Below are 22269 nucleotides of genomic sequence, written 5' to 3' on the forward strand. Positions count from 1 at the left end.
TCAGGTCGGGCGCAACCCGGCCCGGCTCGGAGCCGGTGCGATCCGGGGCGGGCGGGCGGCTCAGGCCGGGCGGCGCAGCACGGTCACCGCGAACCCGGCGTCGTCCTGCCAGGGACGCAGGTCCCAGGTGGCGAAGCGGTGCTCCCGGCGCAGGCCGGCGGCGACCGCGTCGGCGTCCAACTCGGCGACCGGGTAACCCCGGTCCGTGCCGAAGCCGACCACCACCACGCCGTCGGGACGCACGTGCGCGGCGATCCGGGCCAGCACGGCGCGCTCGGTGCCGGGAGCGACGAAGGTCATCACGTTGCCGGCCACCACCGCCGCGTCGAACGGCTCGGGCTCGCCCTGTGCGGGCAGGTCCAGCTCGGCCAGGTCGGCGACCAGGAACCGGGGACCGGGGTGGTCGGCGCGGGCGGCCTCGACAAGCGTCGGATCGGCGTCGACGCCGACGACGGTGTGGCCGCGGTCGGCCAGCACGGCGGCGACCCGGCCGGTGCCGCAGCCGGCGTCGAGGATCCGCGCGCCGGGCGGCACCAACGCGTCCACCAGGCGGGCCTCGCCGGCCAGGTCCGCCCCCTCGGCGGCGAGGCGGCGGAACCGGTCGACGTACCACTGCGAGTGGCCGGGCTTGGTGTCGGTCACCCAGCGGGTCGGCTTGCTCATGGGCCAACCGTAACTGATCTTGTTCAGGTCAGCGCGAGGAACGTGGCGGCGGCCAGCGGCGCGCCGAGCGCGGCGCCGGCCAGCACCTGCGGCCCGGTGTGGTCACGCAGCCGCACCCGGGACCAGCCGACCGCCGCCGCCAGCGGCCAGCCCAGGTGCGCCACCGGCCCGAACAGCAGCATCAGCACGGTCACCGTGGCGGCGGCCACCGCCGCGTGGATGCTCAGCTTCCACCAGTGGTTGACGAGCGTGCAGGCCGTGCCCACCACGAAGATGACCACGATCACCGCAAACAGCTCGGCCGGCGCGTCCAGCGCCGCCAGCAGCAGCAATCCGACCGCCACCGAGGCCAGGCCGATCGACAGCGGTCGGGCCCGCTGCCGGTGGTCGCCGACGTGCCGGTCGGTGAGCCGACCCCGGCGTACGCCGTGGACGATCACCCCGACCGGGATGATCGCGCAGCACAGCAGCGCGGTGCCGCCCCAGAGCAGGAACTGGGCCGGTGAGCGGCTGACCCGGGCGGCGGCCACCAGCGGCAACGCGGTCACCAGGACGCCCGGTGCGAACACCTCGGTGAGCAGCCGGGCCAGCCGCGCGCCGGCCGGGCGCTCCCGTGGTGATCGCACCGGGTCATCCTGGCATGCCGCCGCCCCTGCTCAGCCCTTCTCGGCCCCACTGGTGAGACCCTCGGTGAGCAGCCGTTCGCCGGCGAAGAAGAGCACCACGATCGGCAGGGTGAGGATGACCGAGCCGGCCATCAGCACCGTCTTGGGCACCTCGACGCCGTCGGCGAGCAACGACAGCCCCAACGAGACGGTCCACCGGTCCGGCCGGTCGACCAGGAACAGCAGCGCGAACAGGAACTCGTTCCAGGCGATCATGAAGTCGTAGAGCGCGACCGCCATCACCGACGGCGCGGCGAGCGGCAGACTGACCCGGCGGATGATGCCGAGCCGGCCGGCACCGTCGATCGCCGCGGACTCCTCCAGGCTGACCGGGATGGTCTCGAAGTAGTTCTTGAGCATGTAGACCGAGACCGGCAGCGTCTGCGAGATGTAGACCAGCACCAGCCCGAACAACGACCCGCGCAGCCCGGCGCGGCTGAAGACCACGAACAGCGGGATCGCGATGACGATCGACGGGAACAGGTAGACCGCCAGGAACAGCGCGCTGACCTGCCGGCGGCCGAAGAACCGCAGCCGGGAGACCGCGTACGCGCCGGGGATGGCGACCACCAGGGTGAGCACGGTCGCGGCCAGCGCCACCAGGCCGCTGTTGCGGATGAACGTGAGGAAACCCTGGCCGCCGCTCTCCACCGACTTCAACACCTCGGCGTACGTGGCGACGGTCAGCTCGCCGAACGGCACCCAGAGCGAGCCGGGGTCGAGCAGCAGGCGCTCGATCGGGCGTACCGACAGCACCAGCATGTACCAGAACGGCAGCAGCGTGACCAGCAGGAAGCCGGCGATCACCAGCCGGCGCAGCCAGCGCAGGCTGACCGTCTCGATCCGGTCCCGATCCATCACGCCTCCCGTTTCGCGCCGAAGAAGCGCAGGTAGATGGCCACGAACACGAGAAGCACCACGGCCAGTACGACCGCCTGGGCGGCGGCGGCGCCGATGTCGGTACGCGCGGTGAGGAACTGGTAGACCCGGACGCTTACCACCTCGGTGCCGGCCGAGCCGCCGGTGAGCAGGTAGACGTCGTCGAACTTGTTGAACGTCATGATGAACCGGAGCACGCCGAGCAGCGCGATCACGGGCATGAGCTGCGGCAGCAGGATGTGCCGGAAGCGCTGGGTCGGGGTGGCGCCGTCGACCCGGGCGGCCTCCTCCAGCTCCGCCGGCACGGCCTGGAGCCGGGCCAGCAGGAACAGGAACGCGAACGGGAAGTAGCGCCACGCTTCGAACGCGATCACCGTCCACAGCGCGGTGGACTCCTGGGACAGGAACGCCACCGGGGCGTCCCAGCCGAGGAAGCGCCGTCCCCAGTCGTTGACGATGCCGAGCTGCGGGTCGAGCATCACCTGCCAGACGAACGTCATGGCGACCACCGGCGCCACGTACGGCAGCAGCATCGAGGCGCGGACCAGCGTACGGCCCCGGAACGGCCCCCGGACGGCCAGCGCCGCGACCAGGCCGACCACGATCGAGCCGGCCGTGCCGCCGACGCTGTAGACCACGGTGGTCCAGAGCGTGTCGGCGAACCCGGGGGTGTGCAGCACCCGGTCGATGTTGTCCAGCGTCAGCTCGCCGAACAGGCCGGTCTTGCGCAGCGTCGCCAGGCGTACCCGCTGGAAGGCCAGCACCACGGTCCAGACGATGGGTATGCCGATCACCGCGAGCACGACGAGCAGCGTCGGCGCGACCAGCGCGAGCCCGGCGCGGGACTCCCGGCGGCGCAGCGTCAGCGGGCGGCGGCCGGGCCGGCGGGGCCGCTCCGGGGTGGGGGAGCGGCCGGCCTCCGGCGCGACGGTGGTCAATTGACGCCCTTGGCGATGGCCTCGACGTCCTTCTTGGCGCGCTCGGCGGCGGCCCGGGCGTCGGACTTGCCGCCGACCACGTCCGCGAGCGCCTTGGGCACCGGCAGCTCGCCGAGGATGGCGCCGACCAGCTTGCCCTGACCCTGGGTCAGCCCCCAGCGCTGGAACGTGTCCGGGCTCTTGCGCAGCGTGGCCAGCACGTCGTCGCCGTAGACGTCGGAGAGCGGCTTCTTGGTGTCCACCCCGGCCGGGCTGGTGTTCCACAGCGTGCGGAACTTCTGCTTGTCCTCCGGCGTGCCGGTGCGCACCGGGAACCGCCCCTCGGGGGACATGCCGAACCAGCGCGGGTAGCCGTCGGAGAGCATGTACTCCACGAAGGATGTCGCCGGGTCGGCCGCGTCGTCGAGCACCGCCCAGGAGCTGACCTCGCCGTACTGGGCCGGCGCGGTGCCGTTCGGGCCCTTGATCGCGGTGACGAAGCCGCTGTTCTTCGCCAGCCACGCCGGGTCGGCCTGGCACTGCGGGCAGGTGGGCCGCGCGTCGTCGCGCAGGCCGGCCAGCTCGTCGAGGACGAACGGCGACCAGATCAGCATGGCCGCCCTGCCGGCGAAGTAGGTGGCCCGGGTGGTGTCGACGTCCTGCGCGCCCCTGACCGAGTTGTTCCGCATCAGGTCGCCGTAGAACCGGAACGCCTCCACGCACTCCGGTGAGTCGAGTGTGACCTTGCCGGCGTCGTCGGTGAGCTGGCAGTTGTTGGCCAGCGCGAGGTGTTCGAAGGTCTGCTGGGTGAACACGTCGCCGGGGGCGGTCGCCGCGGTGATGCCGGCGACGCCGCCGGTGTTCAGCTTCGCCGCCGCGGCGGCGATCTTCTCGTACGTGTCGGGGGCGGGCAGGCCGGCGGCGTCGAACAGGTCCTTGCGGTAGACGAGCAGTTGGCCCCAGCCGTCGCTGGGCACCGCGAGCTGGGTGCCGCCGTCGCTTGTCAGCTCCAGCGCGCGGGGGGAGAACGTGTCCCGTCCGAGCTTGTCCACCACGGCCTTGTTGGCGTCCGGCTCCAGCAGCTCGTTGGCGGCGAGCGTGCGGACGCCGGCGAGCGACACCGAGCCGACCACGTCGGGCAGGTCGCCGGCGGCGGCGCTGGACGCGATCAGCGACGGGAACTGGTCCTCGTTGACGGTGACCAGGTTGACCTTCACGCCGGTCTTCGCGGTGTAGTCGGCGATGATCGCCTTGGTGGCGGTGACCCGGTCGGCCACGTCCTCCAGGCTCCAGACGGTGATCTGGGAACTGTCGGATTTCTGCTCGTCGTCGCTGCAGGCGGTCGTGCCGACCCCGGCCAGTGCCAGGATCAGGCTCGAAGCGAGCAGCCGTGTGGAGGGTGATGGCATCGGCGGCACTCCTTCTCGAAATTACACGGCACGCCATCAATACCCGCAGATTCATCAATCTAATCACATATGCCCATTTTTGGGTTAGCATTGAGGCCGGCACTTTCCTCGGAGCGACGCCATGGCCAACTGGGTTGTCTCTCTGGCCGGGCCCCGGAGCATCCGCCTGGAGCCCTGCCCCCCGGACCGCCTCGGCCCGGGTCAGGTCCGCGTCCGCACCTGCTACTCCGGCATCTCCGCCGGCACCGAGCTGACCCTCTACCGGGGCAGCAACCCCCGGCTCCGCAAGGACTGGGACGCCACCTCCCGGATGTTCGTGCCCCGGCAGGCCGCGCCCGCGTACCCGGTGGTCGGCTTCGGCTACGAGGAGGTCGGCGAGATCGTCGAGGTCGCCCCCGATGTCGCCGACCGCCGCGCCGGCCAGCTCGTCTGGGGCATCTGGGGGCACCGCGCGGAGGCCGTGCTCGCCGCCGCCGCGACGCACCCGCTCGCCCCCGGCCTCGACCCGCTCGCCGCCGTCTTCGCCCGTCCCGGGGCCATCGCGCTGACCGCGGTGCTCGCCGGTGACCTGCACCTCGGCGACTGGGTCGGCGTCTTCGGCCAGGGCGTGATCGGGCTGCTCGGCACCCGGCTCGCGGTGCTCTCCGGCAGCCGGGTGGTGGCCGTGGACCGGATGCCCGGGCGACTCGCGCACGCCACCCGCCTCGGCGCCCGCCGGGTCGTCGACGCCGCCGGCGACTCGGCCGCCGCCGCGCTGCGGGCGGCCACCGACGGTCGCGGCGCCGACGTCTGCCTGGAGCTGTCCGGCGCCTACCCGGCGCTGCACGAGGCGATCCGGGCCACCGCGCACGCCGGCCGCGTCGTCGCCGCCGGCTTCTACCAGGGGTACGCCCACGGGCTGGAACTCGGCGAGGAGTTCCACCACAACCGGATCCAGCTGGTGGCCGCCCAGGTCTCCGGCCCCGACCCGGCTCCCGGCACGGCCGGCCGGTGGTCCGGGACGCGGATCGCGCACACCTTCATGGACCTGGTGGCGGAGGGCAGCGTCGACCCGCTGCCGCTGGTGAGCCACGTCGTCGACGCGGGCGCGGTGGCCGACGCGCTGGCGTTGCTCGACCGCGGTGACGGTGACGTCCTCCAAGTGGTGCTGAGGTTCTGACATGGACATCCCACTGGCCTGCCAGGAGCAGTTGCTCCCCGGCGCCGACCTGATCGACAAGTACGCCCTCGCCGTCTCCCTCGGCTACCGGGGCATCGAGCTGCGCGGGCGGGGGGACCTGGCGTTCGCCCGGCGGCTGCCGGAGCTGCGCCGGGCCCGCGCCGCCGGGGTGGTGACGCCGACCGTCTGCGTCGAGATGGACCACTTCATCGGCGACTTCGACCCGGCCCGCTCCCGGGACGCGGTGCGCAACCTGCGCTCCCAGCTCTCCGTCATCGCCGAGCTGGGCGGCGTCGGCGCGATGACGCCGGCCGCCTGGGGCATGTTCTCCCGCCGGCTGCCGCCGCACGAGCCGCCCCGGTCGCCCGAGGCCGACCGGCGGGTGCTCGTCGACGCCCTGGGCGAGCTGGGCGAGCACGCCCGGTCCGAGGGGGTCACCCTGTTCCTGGAACCGCTCAACCGGTACGAGGACCACATGGTCAACCGGCTCGACCAGGCGGTCGAGCTGTGCCGTGCGGTCGGGTCGCCCGCGGTACGGGTGGTCGCCGACACCTACCACATGAACATCGAGGAGGACGACCCGTGCGCCGCGCTGCGCGCCGCCGCGCCGTACCTCGGGCACGTGCAGGTCAGCGACTCCAACCGGCACCAGCCCGGCGCCGGGCACCTGGACTGGGCCGCGCTGCGGGACACGCTCGCCGGGATCGGCTACCCCGGCTGGCTGGCGCTGGAGTGCCGGCTGCGCGGTGAGCCGGTCGCCGCGCTGCGCCAGGCCGCCGCCGTGCTGACCTCCGTCCGGCCCCGGCGGGCCGCCGCGTGACCGGCAGCCTGGCGGCCGGCGTACGGGCGGGCGCGGAACGGGACGCCCGACTGCGTCGGCTCGCGCTGGCCACGTTGGACGCCAACTGGGAACACGACCACACCGTCCCGTCCCGCACGCTCTACCCGCACCAGTGGAGCTGGGACTCGGCGTTCATCGCGGTCGGGCTGGCGCACGTGCGACCGGACCGGGCCTGGCGTGAGCTGCGTACGCTGTTCGCCGCCCAGTGGGTCGACGGGCGGGTGCCGCACATCGTGTTCAACCCGGCGCCGCACCTCGGCCCGTACTTCCCCGGGCCGACGTTCTGGGACTCGGCGTGCGCCGACGGCGCGCCGGCGGTGGCCACCTCCGGCATCGTCCAGCCACCGGTGCACGCGCCGGCCGCCTGGCTGGTGCACCGCCGCGCCCCCTCCGAGGCGTCGGTGGCCGCGCTGCGCCGGCTCTATCCCCGGCTGGTCGCCCAGCAGCGCTACCTGACCGGGCGGCGGGACGTCGGCGGCGGCGGCCTGGCCGCCATCGTGCACCCGTGGGAGTCCGGCCTGGACAACAGCCCCGCCTGGGACACCCCGCTGGCCGCGGTGCCGGCCGACGAGGCGGTGATGCGCGCGTACCGCCGGCACGACACCGCGCACGCCGACGCCACGCACCGGCCCACCGACCTGGACTACGCGCGGTACGTCGCGCTCGTGGACAGCTACCGGGCCGGCCGCTACCGGGACGAGGGGCTGCTCGGGCGGCACCCGTTCCTGGTGGAGTGCCCGCTGGTCAACGCCGCGCTCGGGGTCGCCGAGTACGCGCTGGCCCGGATCGCGACGGTCGTCGGCGCCGACCCGTGCCCGCACCGGGACCGGGCCGCCCGCCTCACCGAGGCGCTGGTGAGCCGCCTCTGGGACCCGGTCACCGGCACGTTCCGGCCGCGTGACGTCCGCACCGACCGGCTCGTCGGCCCCCGTACCGTGCTCGGGCTGCTGCCGCTGGCCCTGCCCGACCTGCCGGAACCGCAGGTGCGGGCCGTGCTCGCCGAGGCGTGCTCGTCCCGGTTCGGCCTGGCCGCCCGGATGGACCGGCCGCTGCCCACGTACGACCGCACCGCGGCGGACTTCGAACCGCTGCGGTACTGGCGCGGGCCGAGCTGGGTGAACACCGGCTGGCTGCTCTGGCAGGGCCTGCGGACCCACCGCCGGGCCGACCTGGCCGCCGGGCTGCGGGACTCCCTGCTCGACCTGGTCGACGGCGCCGGCTGCCACGAGTACTTCCACCCGGACACCGGCGCCGGCCTCGGCTCGCCGGCGTTCAGCTGGACCGCCGCGCTGGTGCTGGACGTGCTCGCCGAGGGCTGACCGGCGCGGACCGGCCGCCGACCCGGTGGCGTCGCCCCGGGGCCGCTGCCGCCGGCCCCGGTGGTCAGGCGATGCCGGCCGGCATGCCGCCACCGAGCCGCAGCGCCGACATCGGCGCGTCGTCGATCGCGTAGCCGAGCGCGTCGACCACCTCGACCACGCCGCTGACCTGCCGGGTCAACCGCAGCGCCAGGTGCACCGTGGACCAGCGCTCCACCTGCCCGGTGAGCGTCACCACGCCGCCGTGCACGGCCACGTCCACCACGCCGTCGCGTACACCGAGCGTGCGGCGAAGCACCTCGTCGACCACGTCCCGCCGGATGTCCGCATCCGGGCGCAGGTGCGCCTTGAGCAGGTCGCCGCGGGTCACGATGCCGACCAGCCGGCCCAGGTCGTCGACCACCGGCAGTCGCTTGACGCCGCGCGTGTTCATCAGCCGGGCCGCCTCGACGAGCGTGGCGTCCGGCGCGACGGTGACCGGGGGAGCGGTCATCAGGTCGGCCGCGAGCGTCGCGCCGGCCTTCGCCCGCGCCTCCCGGCGGTGCCGGTCGGGCCGGAGCCGCCGTTCGTGGGGCTGTCCGGACAGCTCCACCTTGTACATCAGGTCCACCTCGGAGACCACCCCGAGGACCCGCCGGCCGCCGTCCACCACCGGCGCCGCCGTGACGTTCCGGTCGGCCAGCACGTCGACGATCTCCCGGTACGCCGTGCCCTCCCGTACCGTCGCCACGTCGGTGGTCATCACGTCCTGCACCTGCCACGTCCGCATGGTCGGCCTCCCGATCTCCGCGACGCCGCGCTCCGGCGCCTCCGATGGCTCCCGCTCGGCACGTCCGACGCCGCGACCCGGAGCCACCCGTCTCCGACGCTAGGCCGCCGTGACCGGCCCGAGCAGGGGCGCACGGACCCACCCCCCAGGCCCTAGGTCCCCCGCGCCCCCGCGCCCCGCCCCTCCTCACCGATCTTGCAGTTGTGGCCCGCGAGACGTCGGATCGGTCGCTTTTGTCGGGGCGGCAAGTGCAAGATCGCGGGCGCGGGCGCGGGCGCGGGCGCGGGCGCGGGGTTGGGGTTGGGGGTGGGGTGTTTGTGGGGGTGGGGGGTGGGTACTCGCGGGGGCCGGCGGGGCGGGGGTCTCCCGGGAGGTCGGCGACCGGCTGCCAGGGGAGGGCGGGATGCGGTTTCCGCTGTTCGTCGACGCGGTGGCGCGTCGTGCCGAGCTGCCCACCGACGACGCGGCGACGATCTCCCGCGCGGTGTTGCAGACCCTTGCCGAGCGGATCACCGCCGACGAGTCGGCCGACCTGGCCGCCCAGCTTCCCGACGACGTCGGCGGCTACCTCGCGACGGCCGGGCCGCCGGCGACCGGGGCCGCGGTGGACTTCCTCTACCGGGTGGCCGACCGGGCCGCGGTGGATCCGGCGCTGGCCGAGGTGGGGACGCGGGCGGTGCTCGCCACGCTTCGGGAGACGGTCACGGTCGGCGAGTTCCAGGATCTGGTGGCGCAGCTACCCCGGGGGTTCGACGCGATGGTGGACCCGCTTCCGCGTCCGCCGTACGATGTCTGAGCACGCTCCCCGCGACCCGGGTCGAGCTGCGGAGCGGCCGCCCATAAGGCGAAGATTTAACCGCCCAGAAGTACTTTCACCGTAAAATAACTCGCGAGTAGCCATCTACGCTGAAAATCGTCTACGCGCTAGAGGGATGATCGGACGAATTCCTCCGTCCGAGGTGCCAGGGGTCGTCCCCCCTTCGGCTCGACCCGGATCGATCCTCTTCCGGTCGAGAGATTGAGCTTTATTCTGCTTCCAATGTGAAGTCCTGGGGGGGATCAATGGTCACATTCGTCGATTGCTGCTGCGCGCCCACCGTCAGTGGAGCACATCCCGTTTCCTGATGGCAGAGACGATGATCATCAATCGTTTCAGCGCGGTCGCAGCGGTCCACGGTGGCCGTCCGGCCCTGCTCGGCGAGACCCACGAGGTCGGTTACGCCGAGTTGGCCGAGACGGCCGGGGGGTACGCTGCCGTGCTCGTCGCCGCCGGTTTCCGGCCCGGCGACCGCATCGCGCTGCTCACCGCGCACGGCGCGCCGACCGTCGCCGCGCTGCTCGGCACGCTGGCCGCCGGCTGCGCGTACGTGCCGCTGGACCCGGGTTTCCCGGTCGCCCGGCTGCGACACATGGTCGCCGCCGCCGACGTCACCGCCGTGGCCTGCGCCGCCGAACACCGCGAACTCGCCCTGACGGTGGCCGACGGTCGTGCCGTGGTGCCCCTGGACGAGGTACCGCCGGCCCCGCTGCGCCCGGTGCCGGTCGACCCGGACGCGTTGGCGTACGTGCTGTTCACCTCCGGCTCCACCGGCGTGCCCAAGGCGGTCGGGCAGACCCACCGCAACCTGGCCCACGTCGTCGACAACCAGATCGACGCGCTCGCCGTCGGCCCGGCCGACCGGCTCAGCCTGCTCGCCTCGTTCAGCTTCGACGCCGCCATCCCGGACCTCTACCCGGCGCTGCTCACCGGCGCCGCCGTCGTCCCGGTCGACCTGCGCCGGCACGGTCTCGCGTACGCGGTGGAGCAGCTCGATCGGCACGGCGTCACCGTGCTGCACTGCACGCCGACCGTCTACCGCTTCCTGCTCGACACGCTCGACGACCGGCGGCTGGCCACCGTGCGCGCGGTGCTGCTCGGCGGGGAACAGGCCACCTGGGCCGACGCGGCCCGCGGCCGGGACCGGTTCGCCGGCGACTGCGTGCTGGTCAACGGCTACGGCGCCACCGAGATGACGTTCGCCGCCCGGCACGTGCTGCCGCTGTCCGAGGTGGACCCGGCCAGGGTCGGGCCGCTGCCGGTCGGCCACGCGTTCCCCGGCTACCGCCTCGACCTCGACCCGGGCACCGGCGAGATCGTGGTCCGCAGTCGGCACCTCGCCCCCGGCTACCTCAACCAGGACAGCGACCGGTTCGCCACGGACGCCGACGGGACGCGGTCGTACCGCACCGGCGACCTCGGCTCGCGGCTGCCCGGCGGGGAACTGGTCTGCCTGGGTCGGCTCGACCGGCAGGTCAAGGTGCGCGGGCACCGGGTGGAGCTGACCGAGATCGAGACCGTGCTCGCCGCCCAGCCCGGCGTCGCCGGGGTCCGCGCCATCGCCCGCGACGGCGAGCTGCTCGCGTACGCCCGCCCGGCCGGCGCCCGCCCCGACCCGGCGGCGCTGCGCGCGGCGCTCGCCGCCGCGCTGCCCGACTACGCCGTGCCGCGCGCGGTGGTCGTGGTGGACGAGTTCCCGCTCACCGTCAGCGGGAAGGTCGACGAGCGGGCGCTGCCCGACCCGGTCGTCGAGGTGCCCGCCGAGGCGGCGCCGGCCACCGACACCGAACGCCTCGTGCACGACATCTGGTGCGCGGTGCTGGGCCGCCCGGCGGTCGGCCGCACCGACAGCTTCTTCGACGTGGGCGGGCAGTCGCTGCTGCTGGGCCGGGTGCAGCAGCAGATCGCCGAGCGGTTCGGCGTCCGGCTGCCGATGCTGCGCCTGTTCGACCACCCGACCGTGGCCACCCAGGCGGCGCTGCTCGACGCGCCGCCGGAGGCGGTCCGCGCCCCGGTGCTGCCCGCGCCGGCCGCGCCGGTCAGCGCCTCCCGCGAGTACACCGGCGACGAGATCGCCGTGGTCGGGATCGCCGGCCGGTTCCCCGGCGCGCCGGACGTGGCGACGTTCTGGTGGAACCTGTGCACCGGGGTCGACTCGGTGCACGACCACACCGACGAGGAGCTGGCCGCGCTCGGCATCGGGCCCCGGCTGCGCGCCGACCCCCGACACGTCCGCGCCGCCGGCCGGCTCGACGGGGTGGCCGACTTCGACGCCGAGTTCTTCTCCTTCGGCGCCGACGAGGCCGCCCGCACCGATCCGCAGCACCGGCTCTTCCTGGAGACCGCGTGGGAGGCGCTGGAGGACGCCGGGCACGATCCGCAGCGCTTCCCCGGGCTGGTCGGCGTCTACGCGGCCACCTCCGCCAACCGGTACTTCCTGTTCCATCTGATGGACAACCCGGCGGTGGTCGGCGACGTCGACCCGGACGACTGGGAGGCGCGGCTGGTCGGCCGGCAGTTCCCCGACCATCTGCCCGGCCAGGTCGCCTACCGGCTCGGCCTGACCGGGCCGGCGCTGGCCGTGCAGAGCGCCTGCTCCAGCTCGCTGGTCGCGGTCTGCGTGGCCGCGCAGAGCCTCGCCGACTACCAGTGCGACCTGGCGCTGGCCGGCGGGTCCACGGTCATGTGGCCCCGGCACCGGGCCACGCCGGGCGGGCTCGCCTCCCCCGACGGCCGGTGCCGTGCCTTCGACGAGGCCGCGGAGGGCTCCGGGTTCGGCTCCGGCGCGGGTGTGGTCGCGTTGCGCCGGCTCGCCGACGCGCAGGCCGACGGCGACCGGATCTACGCGATCCTGCCCGGGTGGGCGGTCACCAACGACGGCCCGGACCGGGCCGGTTTCGCGGTGCCCGGCCCGGCCGGGCAGGCCGCCGCCGTGGCCAACGCGCTCGCCACCGCCGAGGTCGCCCCGGGCGAGGTCCGCCTCGTCGAGGGGCACGGCAGCGGCACGCCGCTCGGTGACGCCATCGAGGTGGCCGCGCTGCACGAGGTGTACGCCGGCGCCGCGCCGGCCGAGACGTGTGCGCTCGGCTCGGTGAAGACGAACATCGGCCACCTCGACGCCGCCGCCGGCGTCGCCGGGCTGATCAAGACCGTGCTGGCCGTCCGGCACGGCGTGATCCCGCCGAACCTGCACTTCACCCGCCCGCACCCGGAGATCGACCTGGCCGCCGGCCCGTTCTACGTGCCCACCAAGGCCCGGGACTGGCCGGACGGCGGACGCCGGGTGGCCGGGGTGAGCGCGTTCGGCCTGGGCGGCACGAACGCGCACGTGGTGGTGGAGCAGCCGCCGCCGGTCGAGCCGGCCGACCCGCCGGGGGAGGGGCCGTGGCTGCTGCCGGTCTCCGCGCGTACGCCGGCGGCGTTGCGGGCCGCGCTGGTCCGGTTGCGCACCCACCTGGCCGGCACCGCGCCGGCGCTGCCCGAGGTGGCCGCCACGCTGGCGCTCGGCCGCCGGCCGTTCGCGCACCGGGCGGCGGTGGTCGCCGCCGACCTGCCCGCCGCGTTGTCCGCGCTGGACGTGCTGCTCGACACCGACGCCCGGCTCGCCGGCGACGCCGGGCCGCTGCGCGAGACGGCCGCCGACTGGGTGGCCGGCCACGACATCGACTGGGACGCCCTGCACCCCGAGGGCACGGTCCGGCGTACCGGGCTGCCCACCTATCCGTTCCAGCGCCGCCGGCACTGGATCGACCCCGTGCAGAGAGGTCCGCGGTGAACTGGTTCGCCTCCACCGGAAGCCGCCCCGAGGCGCCGGTGCAGTTGTTCTGCCTGCCGTACGCCGGCGCGGGCGCCAGCGCGTTCCGGCACTGGCCGGCCGCGTTCGGTCCCGACGTCGAGGTGTTGCCGGTGCAGTTGCCCGGCCGGGAGAAGCGGATCAGCGAGGACCCGCACTTCACCGTCGCCGAGGTCACCGACGCCATCGCCGCCCGGGCCGACCGCCCGTACGCGATCTACGGCCACTCGATGGGCGGCCGGCTCGGCTTCGAGGTGGTCCGCGAGCTGCGCCGTACCGGCCGTCCGCTGCCGCTGCGGCTCTACGTCGGCGGCGCCCGCGCGCCGCACGTCACCGAGCCGGGCGGCTTCATCGGGCTGTCCCGGGTCAGCGACGACGAACTGCTGCGCCGCCTCAGCGACGGTGGCGGCCTTCCCGCCGAGGCGTTCAACCACCCGGAGCTGCTGGAGCTGATGCTGCCGCTGCTGCGCGCCGACTTCGGCCGGGTCGACGACTACCGCCACGTCCCGGAGGATCCGCTGCCGGTGCCGATCGTCGCGTTCGGCGGCGACGCGGACGCCGCGGTCACCCGCGCCCAGACCGCCGGCTGGGGCGAGCACACGGCGGCCGGGTTCACCATGCACGAGCTGTCCGGCGGGCACTTCTTCCTGCACGACCGGCTCGCCGAGATGGCCGCGCTGATCCGGGCCGACCTGGCCGCCGCGCCCGGCGCCGCGACGACAGCGCCCGGCGCCGCGACGACAGCGCCCGGCGGCCTGACCACCGCTACCGGCACCTCGACCACCGCGCCCGGCGTCGCCGCCGCCGGGCCCGGCACCTCGACCGCCCGCGCCGGTACCCCGGACGCGGGTCCGGGCCCGGTGCGCGCCGTCGGCCGCGGGACCGCCGGCGGTGCGCACCGGGTGCCGCTCGGGGACACCGGATGGTCCGTGTGGCGCGACGCGATGCTGCGGACCACCGGTTTCCCCGCCGACGGGCTGGTGGCGCTGAGCGCGCCCCGGGCCGCCGCCGCCGCCGACGCGCTGCTGGCCACCGGCACCGGCGAGGAACGGTTCGACACGGAGTTCGACGAGGCGGTGCGCGCCGGCGCCGCGCGGCTCAGCGCGTTGGCCGCCGACCCGCTGCTGCGCGAGGCGGTCACCTGGCAGAACCGGGGCGCCCTGGTCGCGTTGGACGGGCTGGCGCGCGGCGGCGCCGACGCGCCCCGCAACGTGCGGCGACGGGACCGGGAGCGGGCGCTGCTGAAGTACTGGCAGCGCTACTGCGGCAAGAACGAGACGGTCGGGTTCTTCGGGCCGGCCTGCTGGGTCACCGTCGACCCCGACCAGCCGGAGGTTGCCCTGGTCAACCCCGGGGAAGGGCTGACCAGGCGACGGTGGGTGTGGTTCGAGTCCTGGGCGCTGGCCGCGTACGCCGACCGGGTCGGCGCGGACCTGGCGGTCCGCCGCTGGTGGCCGCCGATGCTCCGGCCGCACCTGGCGATCCGGGACCGGGACGTGCTCCGGCCCGGCCGCCCGCCGCTGACACTGACCCCGGTCGAGGCGGCGCTGCTGCGGGCCGCCGACGGCCGCCGCCACGCCGCCGCCCTGGTCGCCGACCCGGCGATCGGGCTGCGCCGGCCCGAGGACGGCTACGCGCTGCTCGACCGGCTGGTGGAACGGGAGCTGATCACCTGGGACGCGGCGCTGCCGGTGAGCCCGGACGCCGAGCGGGTGCTGGCCGAGCGCATCGCGGCGATCGGTGACGAGCCGGTCCGCGCCGCCGCCCGCGCCGGCTTCGACCGGCTGTGCGCCGCCCGCGACGCGGTGGCCACGGCGGCCGGCGACCCGGACTCGCTGCGCGCCGCGCTGGACGCCCTCGACGCCACGTTCACCGAGCTGACCGGTGTGCCGGCGGTGCGCCGCGCCGGCCAGATGTACGCCGGCCGCACCATCTGCTACGAGGACACCGCCCGCGACCTGGACGTGGTCTTCGGCGCCCCGCTGCTGGCCGAGCTGGCCGCCCCGCTCGACGTGCTGCTGCGCGCCGCCCGCTGGCTGGCCAACGCGCTCGCCGACGCGTACCTGGCGGTGCTGCGCGGCCTCCACGACGAGCTGCGCGCCGAGACCGGCGGCCCGGTGGCGCTGGCCGACCTGTGGTTCCTGGCCCAGGGCCTGTTCTGGGGCGGCGGCGAACGGCCGGTCGACGCGGTCGCCGCCGACTTCGCCGCCCGGTGGGCCGGCCTGTTCGGCCTGGACACGCTGCCCGCCGGCACCACCGACGTGCGACTGCGCGCGGCCGACCTGGCCGAGAAGATCGACGCGGTCTTCCCCGGCACCCGGCCGACCTGGTCGAACGCCGCCATGCACAGCCCCGACCTGCAGATCTGCGCCACCGACGAGGCGGCGCTGCGGCGCGGCGACTACACCGTGGTGCTCGGCGAGCTGCACGCCGCCTGGTCCTCGTTCGACTGCGCGGTCTTCACCCCGTCGCACCCGGACGTCGAGCGGCTGCGCGAGGCGCTCGCGGCGGACCTGGGCGAGCGGCGGGTCCGGCTGCTGTTCCCGGCCGACTGGCCGCGCCGCACCAGCCGCACCGCCGAGTCGCTGACCGGTCCGACCGACCGGCAGCTCGCCTTCCTCGACGCGCCCGGCGCGGACCGGGCCCAGGTGCTGCCCACCGTGGACCTCACCGTCGACGAGGCGGACGGCGAGCTGGTCGCCACCGCCTCGGACGGGCAGCGCTGGCCGCTCGCCGAGATCTTCGCCGAGGCGTTCAGCGCGCACGCCGTGGACGGCTTCAAACTGGTCGCCGCCGCGCCGTACACGCCACGGATCACGGTGGACCGGCTGGTGGTGGCGCGGCAGACCTGGCGGACCACGGTCGGCGAGAGCGGCCTGGCCGCCGTCACCGGCGAACGGCAGCGGTTCCTGGCCGTGCGCGACTGGCGTCGCCGGCTCGGGCTGCCCGAGCAGGTCTACGTCAAGCTCGGCACCGAGACCAAGCCTTGCTTCGTGGACCTGGCCGCGCCGGGGTTCGCCGCGATGCTCTGCGCGCTGGTGCGCGCCGCCCGGGTCGACGGCGGCGACGACGTCTCGCTCACGGTCAGCGAGATGCTGCCCGACCCGGAGCAGGCGTGGGTGCCCGACGGCGCGGGGCGCCGCTACTTCAGCGAGCTGCGCCTGCACCTCACCGACACCGGAGCGCTCGTCACCGACAGCGGAGTGGAGGACGCGCGATGAGCCATCTGCTGCCCCTGGGCGAGACCGGCTGGTCGGTGTGGCGGGACGTGGTGCTGCGGACCGCCGGGTTCCCGGCCGCCGGTCTGGACCGGTTCGCCGCGCCCGGGTGCGCGGTCGCCGCGGACGCGCTGCTGGCGGGCGCGAGCAGCGCCGAGGTGTTCGACAAGACGCTGGGCGAGGCGTTCGCCGAGTCCTCCGCGGTGGCCGGCGAACTCGCCGCCGACCCGCTGCTGCGCGAGGCGGTCACCTGGCAGAACCCGGACATGCTCATCGCGTTGGACGGCCTGTTGCGCACCGACCCGCAGGTGCGCAACGTGCGCCGGCGCAAGCGGGAGCTGAGCCTGTTGCGCTACTGGCAGCGCTACTGCGGCAAGGCGGAGACCATCGGCTTCTTCGGCCCGGTCTGCTGGGGCACGTTCGACCCGGCCGTGCCCGGCGTACGGACCGCGCCGGGCGCCGCGCTGGTGCGCCACCGCCGGGTGTTCTTCGAGGCGTGGGCGCTCATCGCCTACGCCGACCGGCTCGCCGACGACCTGGCGGTGCGCCGCTGGTGGGCGCCGGCGCGGCAGCCGCACCTGACCGTGGTCGGGCGGGAGCTGCGCTGGCCGCTGCACCCACCGATCGCGCTGACGCCGGTCGAGGCCCGGCTGCTCGCCGCCGCCGACGGGCGTACCCCGGCGGTGGAGCTGGCCGAGCGGCTGTGCGCCGAGGGCGCGGTGCACGGCGTCGACGACGTCTACCTGCTGCTCGACCGGTGGGTGGAACGCGGCCAGCTGAGCTGGGGCGCGAACCTGCCCATCGCCCCGGACGCGGAGGACGTGCTCGCCGCGCGGATCGCCGCGATCGGCGACGAGCCGGTGCGCGCCGCCACGGCGGCCGAGTTCGACCGGCTCCGCGCCGCCCGCGACGAGGTGGCCGCCGCGGCCGGCGACCCGGACCGGCTCGGCGCCGCGCTCGCCGCGCTCAACGCCGGGTTCACCGCCGTCACCGGCCGCCCGGCCACCCGCAACAGCGGACAGATGTACGCCGGCCGCACGATCTGCTACGAGGAGACCGCCCGTGACCTGGACTTCCAGGTCGGCGCCGCGGTCACCGAGGCGCTCGCCGAGCCGCTCGCGGTGGTGCTGCGCACGGCCCGCTGGTTCACCGTCGAGGTCGCCGAGCGCTGCGCCGGGCTCTTCACCGAGCTGCACGAGGAACTGGCGACCGGCGACGAGCCGGTGCGGCTGGCCGACCTGTGGCTGCTGGCCCAGGGCACGCTGATCGCGTCGGACGGCCCGATCGCCCGGGCCGGCGCGGAACTCACCCGCCGGTGGGCCGAGCTGTTCGACCTGCGTGACCTGCCCGCCGACCAGGCCGAGCTGCGGGTCCGCGCGGCGGACCTGGCCGGGCGGGTGGCGGAGCTGTTCCCGGCGGCGGGGCCCGGCTGGCCGTCGGCCCGGCTGCACAACCCGGACGTCCAGCTCAGCGCCGCGTCCCCGGAGGCGGTCGAGCGGGGCGACTTCCTGCTCGTGCTCGGTGAGCTGCACCCGGCCACCGTCGCGTTCGACAGCGCGGTGCTCAGCCCGTTCCACGGCGACCCGGCGGCGCTGCGCGCCGACCTCGACGCCGACCTGGGCCCGGTGCGGCTGCGGGTGCTCTGGCCGGAGAGCTTCCCCCGGCGGACCACCCGCACCACGTACGCGCTGACCGGCCCGACGGACCGCCAGCTCGGCATCGACACCGCGCACGGCGCCGACGCCGACCGGCTGGTCCCGGCCACCGCGGTGCTGGTGGAGCGCGCCGGCGACCGGCTCACCGCGGTCTTCCCCGACGGCGCCCGCTGGCCGCTGATGGAGGTCTTCGCCACGCTGCTCGGCTCGCTGCTGCTGGACGCGTTCAAGCTGTTCGGCGCCGCGGCGCACACGCCCCGGATCACCATCGACCGGCTGGTGGTGGCGCGGCGCACCTGGCGCACCACGGCCGGCGCGTGCGGGCTCGGCGGTCACGCCGACGAGACCGCCCGCTACCTGGCGGTACGCCGTTGGCGGGCGGCCACCGACCTGCCCGAGCGGGTGTTCGTCAAGATCGGCACCGAGATCAAACCCTGCTACGTGGACCTGACCGGCCCGCTGTACGCGCAGTCGCTCTGCGCCATGGTGGACGCCGCGCTGCGCACCGGCCCGGACGTGCCGGTGGTGGTCTCCGAGCTGCTGCCGGCCCCCGACGAGGCGTGGGTGCCCGACGCCCGGGGCCGCGGCTACGTCAGCGAACTCCGCCTCCAGATCACCGATCCGGCCGAGCACCTGGGAGCACACCGGTGACCCACACCCTGACCGTCAGCGCCGTCTCCGGGCCGGACCTGCCCTGGCCGGACGCCACCCTCGCCGACCTGATCACCGACCGGGCGGCCCGCGTCCCGGACGCGGTGGCGGTGCGCCAGTGGGACACCCGGCTCACCTACCGGCAGCTCGTCGACCGGGCCGCCGGGGTGGCCGCCGCGCTGCGCGCGCACGGCGTCGGCCGCGGCGACCGGGTCGGGGTGTGCGGCGCGCGCACCCCCGACCTGGTGGTCACCGTGGTCGGCGTGCTGCTGGCCGGCGCCGCCTACGTGCCGCTGGAGCCGGGCGGCCCGCGCGACCGGCTGCGGGAGATCGTCCGCGACGCGGACATCCGGGTGGTGGTCGGCGACGCGGCGACGGCCGAGTTCGGCGACGAGCCCGGCGTCGAGGCGCTCGGCCTGCCCGGCCCGGCCCCGCTCGCGCCCTGCCCGGCCCGCCCCGGCGACCCGGCGTACGTGCTGTTCACCTCCGGCTCCACCGGCCGCCCCAAGGGCGTGCTCACCACGCACCGCAACGCGGTCCAGTTCGTCACCGGCGTCACGGCGCTGACCGGGGCGGACGCGTCCACGCACAGCCTCGGCATCGCCTCGCTCGGCTTCGACGCGGCCACCATGGACCTGTTCGTGCCGCTGATCCTCGGCGGCGCGGTGCAGCTGCTCGGCGCCGACGACCGGGCCGACCCGGTGCGGCTCGCCCGGTTCGTCGCCGCGCACGAGGTGAACTGGGGGTTCGTCACCCCCACCGTGCTGGCCCTGCTCGACCCGGCGGACCTGCCGTCGTGGCGGGTGCTGCTCTGCGGCGGCGAGGCGGTCCCGGCCGAACTGGCCGCCCGCTGGGCGCCGGGCCGGCGCTTCCTCAACGGCTACGGCCCGACCGAGACCACCGTGCTGGTGGTCCTCGGCGACCTCACCCCGGCCGACGCCGACCCGGCGCCGATCGGCCGGCCGCTGGCCAACCACCGCGCGTACGTGGTCGACGCCGACCTGCGGCCGGTGCCGCCGGGGGAGACCGGTGAGCTGCTGATCGGCGGGCCGGGCCTGGCCGACGGCTACCTGAACCGGCCCGGCCTGACCGCCGAGCGGTTCGTGCCCGACGAGTTCGGCGCGACCCCCGGCGAGCGGCTCTACCGCACCGGCGACCTGGTCCGGCAGGCGCCGGACGGCCGGATCGTCTACCTCGGCCGGGCCGACCGGCAGGTCAAGGTGCGTGGCCAGCGCATCGAGCTGGGCGAGATCGAGGCGGTGCTGGCCGACCACCCCGGCGTCGAGCGGGCCGCCGTGGAGGCGCTGCCCGGCCCGGCCGGCACCGAGCTGGTCGCGTTCCTCACTCCGGCCGACGCGCCGGACGACGACGCGCTGCGGGCGTACGCCGAGCAGCGGCTGACCACCGCGATGCTGCCGGCCCGGACGGTGCGGCTGGCCGCGCTGCCGGCCAGCCCGGTCACCGGCAAGCTGGACCGGTCCGCGCTGCGCGAGCTGGCCACGGCCGCCGCGCCGGCCCACGACGTGTCCGACGACCTGCCCGACGGCGGCGACCCGGTGGCGGCGGCGGTCCGGCGGGTCTGGACCCGGCTGCTCGGCGCGGCCCCCGCCCCGGACGCCGACTTCCTCGCCGCCGGCGGCAACTCGATCGCCGCGATGCGGCTGGTCGCCGCGCTGCGCGCGGAGACCGGCCGGCAGGTGGACACCCGGGTGCTGTTCACCGACCGCACGTTCGCCGCGCTTGTGGACCGGGTCCGGGCCGCCGACCCGGCCGGCGGCGACGAGCTGACCACCGGCAACCCGCCCACGCTGTCGCCGCCGCAGCGGCGACTGTGGTTCATGGACCAGCTCGCGCCGTCCAGCGCGCCCTACAACATCGCGGTCGCGCACCGGCTGCGCGGGCCGCTCGACACCGGCGCGCTCGGCGCCGCGCTGCGCGCCGTCGCCGAGCGCCACGACGTGCTGCGCTGGCGCATCCCGCAGCAGGGCGGCGTGCCGTACGCGGTCCGCGAGGAACCGACCGACGTGGCCGTGCCGGTGGTCGACCTGACCACCGCCGCCGACCCGGACACCGAGCTGGCCACCATGCTCACGGCCGGCGCCGGGCACGCGTTCGACCTGGCCACCGGCCCGCCCTGGCAGGTCACCGCCTACCGGCTCGCGGCCGAGGAGCACGTGCTGGCGGTGACCGTGCACCACGCGGTCTTCGACGGCTGGTCCGAGGCGCTGCTCTACGACGAGCTGGCCGCCGCGTACGCCCGCGCGCTCGGCCGGCCGACGCCGGGCCGCCCGCCACTGCCCGCCACGTACGCCGACTACGCGGTCTGGCGCGAGGAACGTGACCGGCGTCGGGGCGAGGCCGACCTGGCGTGGTGGACCGGGCACCTGGCCGGCGCGCCGACCGTGCTGGAGCTGCCCCGCGACCGGCCCCGCCCGGCCGTGCAGACGTACGCCGGCGCGGAGGCCGCGGTCCGGCTGGACGCCGCCGCCGACCGGGCGGTACGCGACCTGGCCGCCCGGCGCGGCACGACCGCCGCGGCGGTGCTGCTGGCCGGCTTCGGTGAGCTGCTGCGCCGGCTCACCGGCGGCGACGACCACGTGCTCGGCGCGATCGTCGCGGACCGGCGGCTGGCCGCGTTCGACGAGGTGATCGGCTTCTTCATCGACACCGTGCCGGTGCGGGTGCGCGCCGGCGGCAGCTTCGCCGCGCAGGTCGACCGGTGCGCCGCCGAGCTGCACGAGGTCACCGCGCATCCGGGCGCGCCGCTGGAACGCCTCGTCGAGGCGCTCGGCGTCGGCCGGGACACCTCCCGCGCACCGCTGGTGCAGGTGCTGTTCAACGTGCTCAACTTCGTCCCGCCCCGGCTGGCGCTGGCCGACCTGACCGTCGAGCCGGTGCCGGTGCCGAAGCCCGGCTCGCCGTTCGACCTGACCGTCTACGTGGTGGAGCGGGACGGGCGGGCCGGCGTCGAGGTGGTCTACAACCCGGACCTGTTCGACGGCGACCGGATCACCGCGCTGCTGGCCGACCTGACCGCCCTGGTCGGCGCGCTCGCCGCCGACCCGGACACGCCGGCCGGCGAGGTGGCCCCCGAGCTGCCCCGCCCGGCGGTCCGGGTGGCCGCGCTGGGCGCGATGACGGTGGCCGCCGCCGAGCCGGCCCGGGCGCCGCTGCCGGTCGGGTCGGACGCGCTCACCGGGACCGAGGAGCTGATCGCCGGCATCTGGCGGGACGTGCTCGACCGGGAGACGGTCGGCGTCACGGACAACTTCTTCGACATCGGCGGCCACTCGATGGCGCTCGCCGCCGTGCACGCCCGGCTCGTCGAGGCCACCGGCCGCTCGATCACCATGCTCGACCTGTTCCGCCACCCGACCGTGCGGGCGCTCGCCGCCAGCCTCGACGGCGCCGCCGACCGGCCGGAGCTGGCCCGCGCCGCGATGCGCGCGGCTGCCCGGCGGGGCCGCGCCCGCCGTACCCCGCCACCCCGCCGACCGCACCAGCCGTGATGCCG

At 75.6% G+C, this 22269-nt stretch carries 14 protein-coding genes; 8 read left to right on the forward strand and 6 right to left on the reverse strand.

Annotation, left to right across the window (positions count from 1 at the left end):
* Positions 1 to 60 precede the first annotated feature (60 nt).
* Genes TPA0908_RS21120 through TPA0908_RS21140 form a run of 5 tightly spaced genes read right to left on the reverse strand, consistent with a single transcriptional unit; the run spans position 61 to position 4533 of the window.
* A complete protein-coding gene (locus TPA0908_RS21120; protein ID WP_281940497.1) occupies positions 61 to 663 on the reverse strand; it encodes a class I SAM-dependent methyltransferase in 603 nt (200 codons plus the stop codon).
* A gap of 23 nt (positions 664 to 686) precedes the next feature.
* Positions 687 to 1289, reverse strand: coding sequence for a phosphatase PAP2 family protein (locus TPA0908_RS21125; protein ID WP_281940499.1), 603 nt, complete (start codon positions 1287 to 1289; stop codon positions 687 to 689).
* A 30-nt stretch (positions 1290 to 1319) separates the two neighbouring features.
* Entirely contained in the window at positions 1320 to 2186 is an 867-nt protein-coding gene (locus TPA0908_RS21130; RefSeq protein WP_107162409.1) for a carbohydrate ABC transporter permease, read from the reverse strand.
* A complete protein-coding gene (locus tag TPA0908_RS21135; protein ID WP_281940501.1) occupies positions 2186 to 3145 on the reverse strand; it encodes a carbohydrate ABC transporter permease in 960 nt (319 codons plus the stop codon). Before TPA0908_RS21135 ends, TPA0908_RS21130 begins: the two co-directional genes overlap by 1 nt.
* The gene (locus TPA0908_RS21140) at positions 3142 to 4533 is read right to left on the reverse strand and encodes an ABC transporter substrate-binding protein (protein ID WP_281940503.1); all 1392 of its coding nucleotides are present in this window, start codon (positions 4531 to 4533) and stop codon (positions 3142 to 3144) included. The genes TPA0908_RS21135 and TPA0908_RS21140 overlap by 4 nt, the downstream gene beginning before the upstream one ends.
* Before the next feature lie 121 nt (positions 4534 to 4654).
* Here TPA0908_RS21140 and TPA0908_RS21145 point away from each other — a divergent pair, with 121 nt between their 5' ends.
* Genes TPA0908_RS21145 through TPA0908_RS21155 form a run of 3 tightly spaced genes read left to right on the forward strand, consistent with a single transcriptional unit; the run spans position 4655 to position 7852 of the window.
* Entirely contained in the window at positions 4655 to 5692 is a 1038-nt protein-coding gene (locus tag TPA0908_RS21145; protein ID WP_281940505.1) for a zinc-binding dehydrogenase, read from the forward strand.
* Position 5693: 1 nt separating this feature from the next.
* The gene (locus tag TPA0908_RS21150; RefSeq protein WP_281940506.1) at positions 5694 to 6512 is read left to right on the forward strand and encodes a sugar phosphate isomerase/epimerase family protein; all 819 of its coding nucleotides are present in this window, start codon (positions 5694 to 5696) and stop codon (positions 6510 to 6512) included.
* Positions 6509 to 7852, forward strand: coding sequence for an MGH1-like glycoside hydrolase domain-containing protein (locus TPA0908_RS21155; RefSeq protein WP_281940508.1), 1344 nt, complete (start codon positions 6509 to 6511; stop codon positions 7850 to 7852). The genes TPA0908_RS21150 and TPA0908_RS21155 overlap by 4 nt, the downstream gene beginning before the upstream one ends.
* A 64-nt stretch (positions 7853 to 7916) precedes the next feature.
* Here TPA0908_RS21155 and TPA0908_RS21160 read toward each other — a convergent pair whose 3' ends face one another.
* Positions 7917 to 8621, reverse strand: coding sequence for a CBS domain-containing protein (locus TPA0908_RS21160; protein ID WP_281940510.1), 705 nt, complete (start codon positions 8619 to 8621; stop codon positions 7917 to 7919).
* Positions 8622 to 9024: 403 nt separating this feature from the next.
* On the opposite strand from TPA0908_RS21160, the gene TPA0908_RS21165 reads away from it, so the two are divergent.
* The 5 genes from TPA0908_RS21165 (at position 9025) to TPA0908_RS21185 (ending at position 22264) form a co-directional block, all read left to right on the forward strand.
* Positions 9025 to 9417 carry a DUF2267 domain-containing protein gene (locus TPA0908_RS21165; RefSeq protein ID WP_107155450.1) on the forward strand — a complete coding sequence of 131 codons (393 nt, stop codon included), beginning with the start codon at positions 9025 to 9027 and terminating at the stop codon, positions 9415 to 9417.
* Between the two features lie 328 nt (positions 9418 to 9745).
* The gene (locus TPA0908_RS21170; RefSeq protein WP_281940512.1) at positions 9746 to 13213 is read left to right on the forward strand and encodes an AMP-binding protein; all 3468 of its coding nucleotides are present in this window, start codon (positions 9746 to 9748) and stop codon (positions 13211 to 13213) included.
* Positions 13210 to 16452 carry a thioesterase domain-containing protein gene (locus tag TPA0908_RS21175; protein WP_281940514.1) on the forward strand — a complete coding sequence of 1081 codons (3243 nt, stop codon included), beginning with the start codon at positions 13210 to 13212 and terminating at the stop codon, positions 16450 to 16452. The genes TPA0908_RS21170 and TPA0908_RS21175 overlap by 4 nt, the downstream gene beginning before the upstream one ends.
* On the forward strand, positions 16449 to 18755 hold the full coding sequence (locus tag TPA0908_RS21180) for a lantibiotic dehydratase (RefSeq protein ID WP_281940516.1): 2307 nt from the start codon (positions 16449 to 16451) through the stop codon (positions 18753 to 18755). Before TPA0908_RS21175 ends, TPA0908_RS21180 begins: the two co-directional genes overlap by 4 nt.
* Positions 18752 to 22264, forward strand: a complete 3513-nt coding sequence (locus tag TPA0908_RS21185; protein WP_281940518.1) for an amino acid adenylation domain-containing protein — start codon at positions 18752 to 18754, stop codon at positions 22262 to 22264. The genes TPA0908_RS21180 and TPA0908_RS21185 overlap by 4 nt, the downstream gene beginning before the upstream one ends.
* The last annotated feature ends 5 nt before the right edge of the window (positions 22265 to 22269 follow it).

Source organism: Micromonospora sp. AKA38 (assembly GCF_027925725.1).
Taxonomy (GTDB): domain Bacteria; phylum Actinomycetota; class Actinomycetes; order Mycobacteriales; family Micromonosporaceae; genus Micromonospora.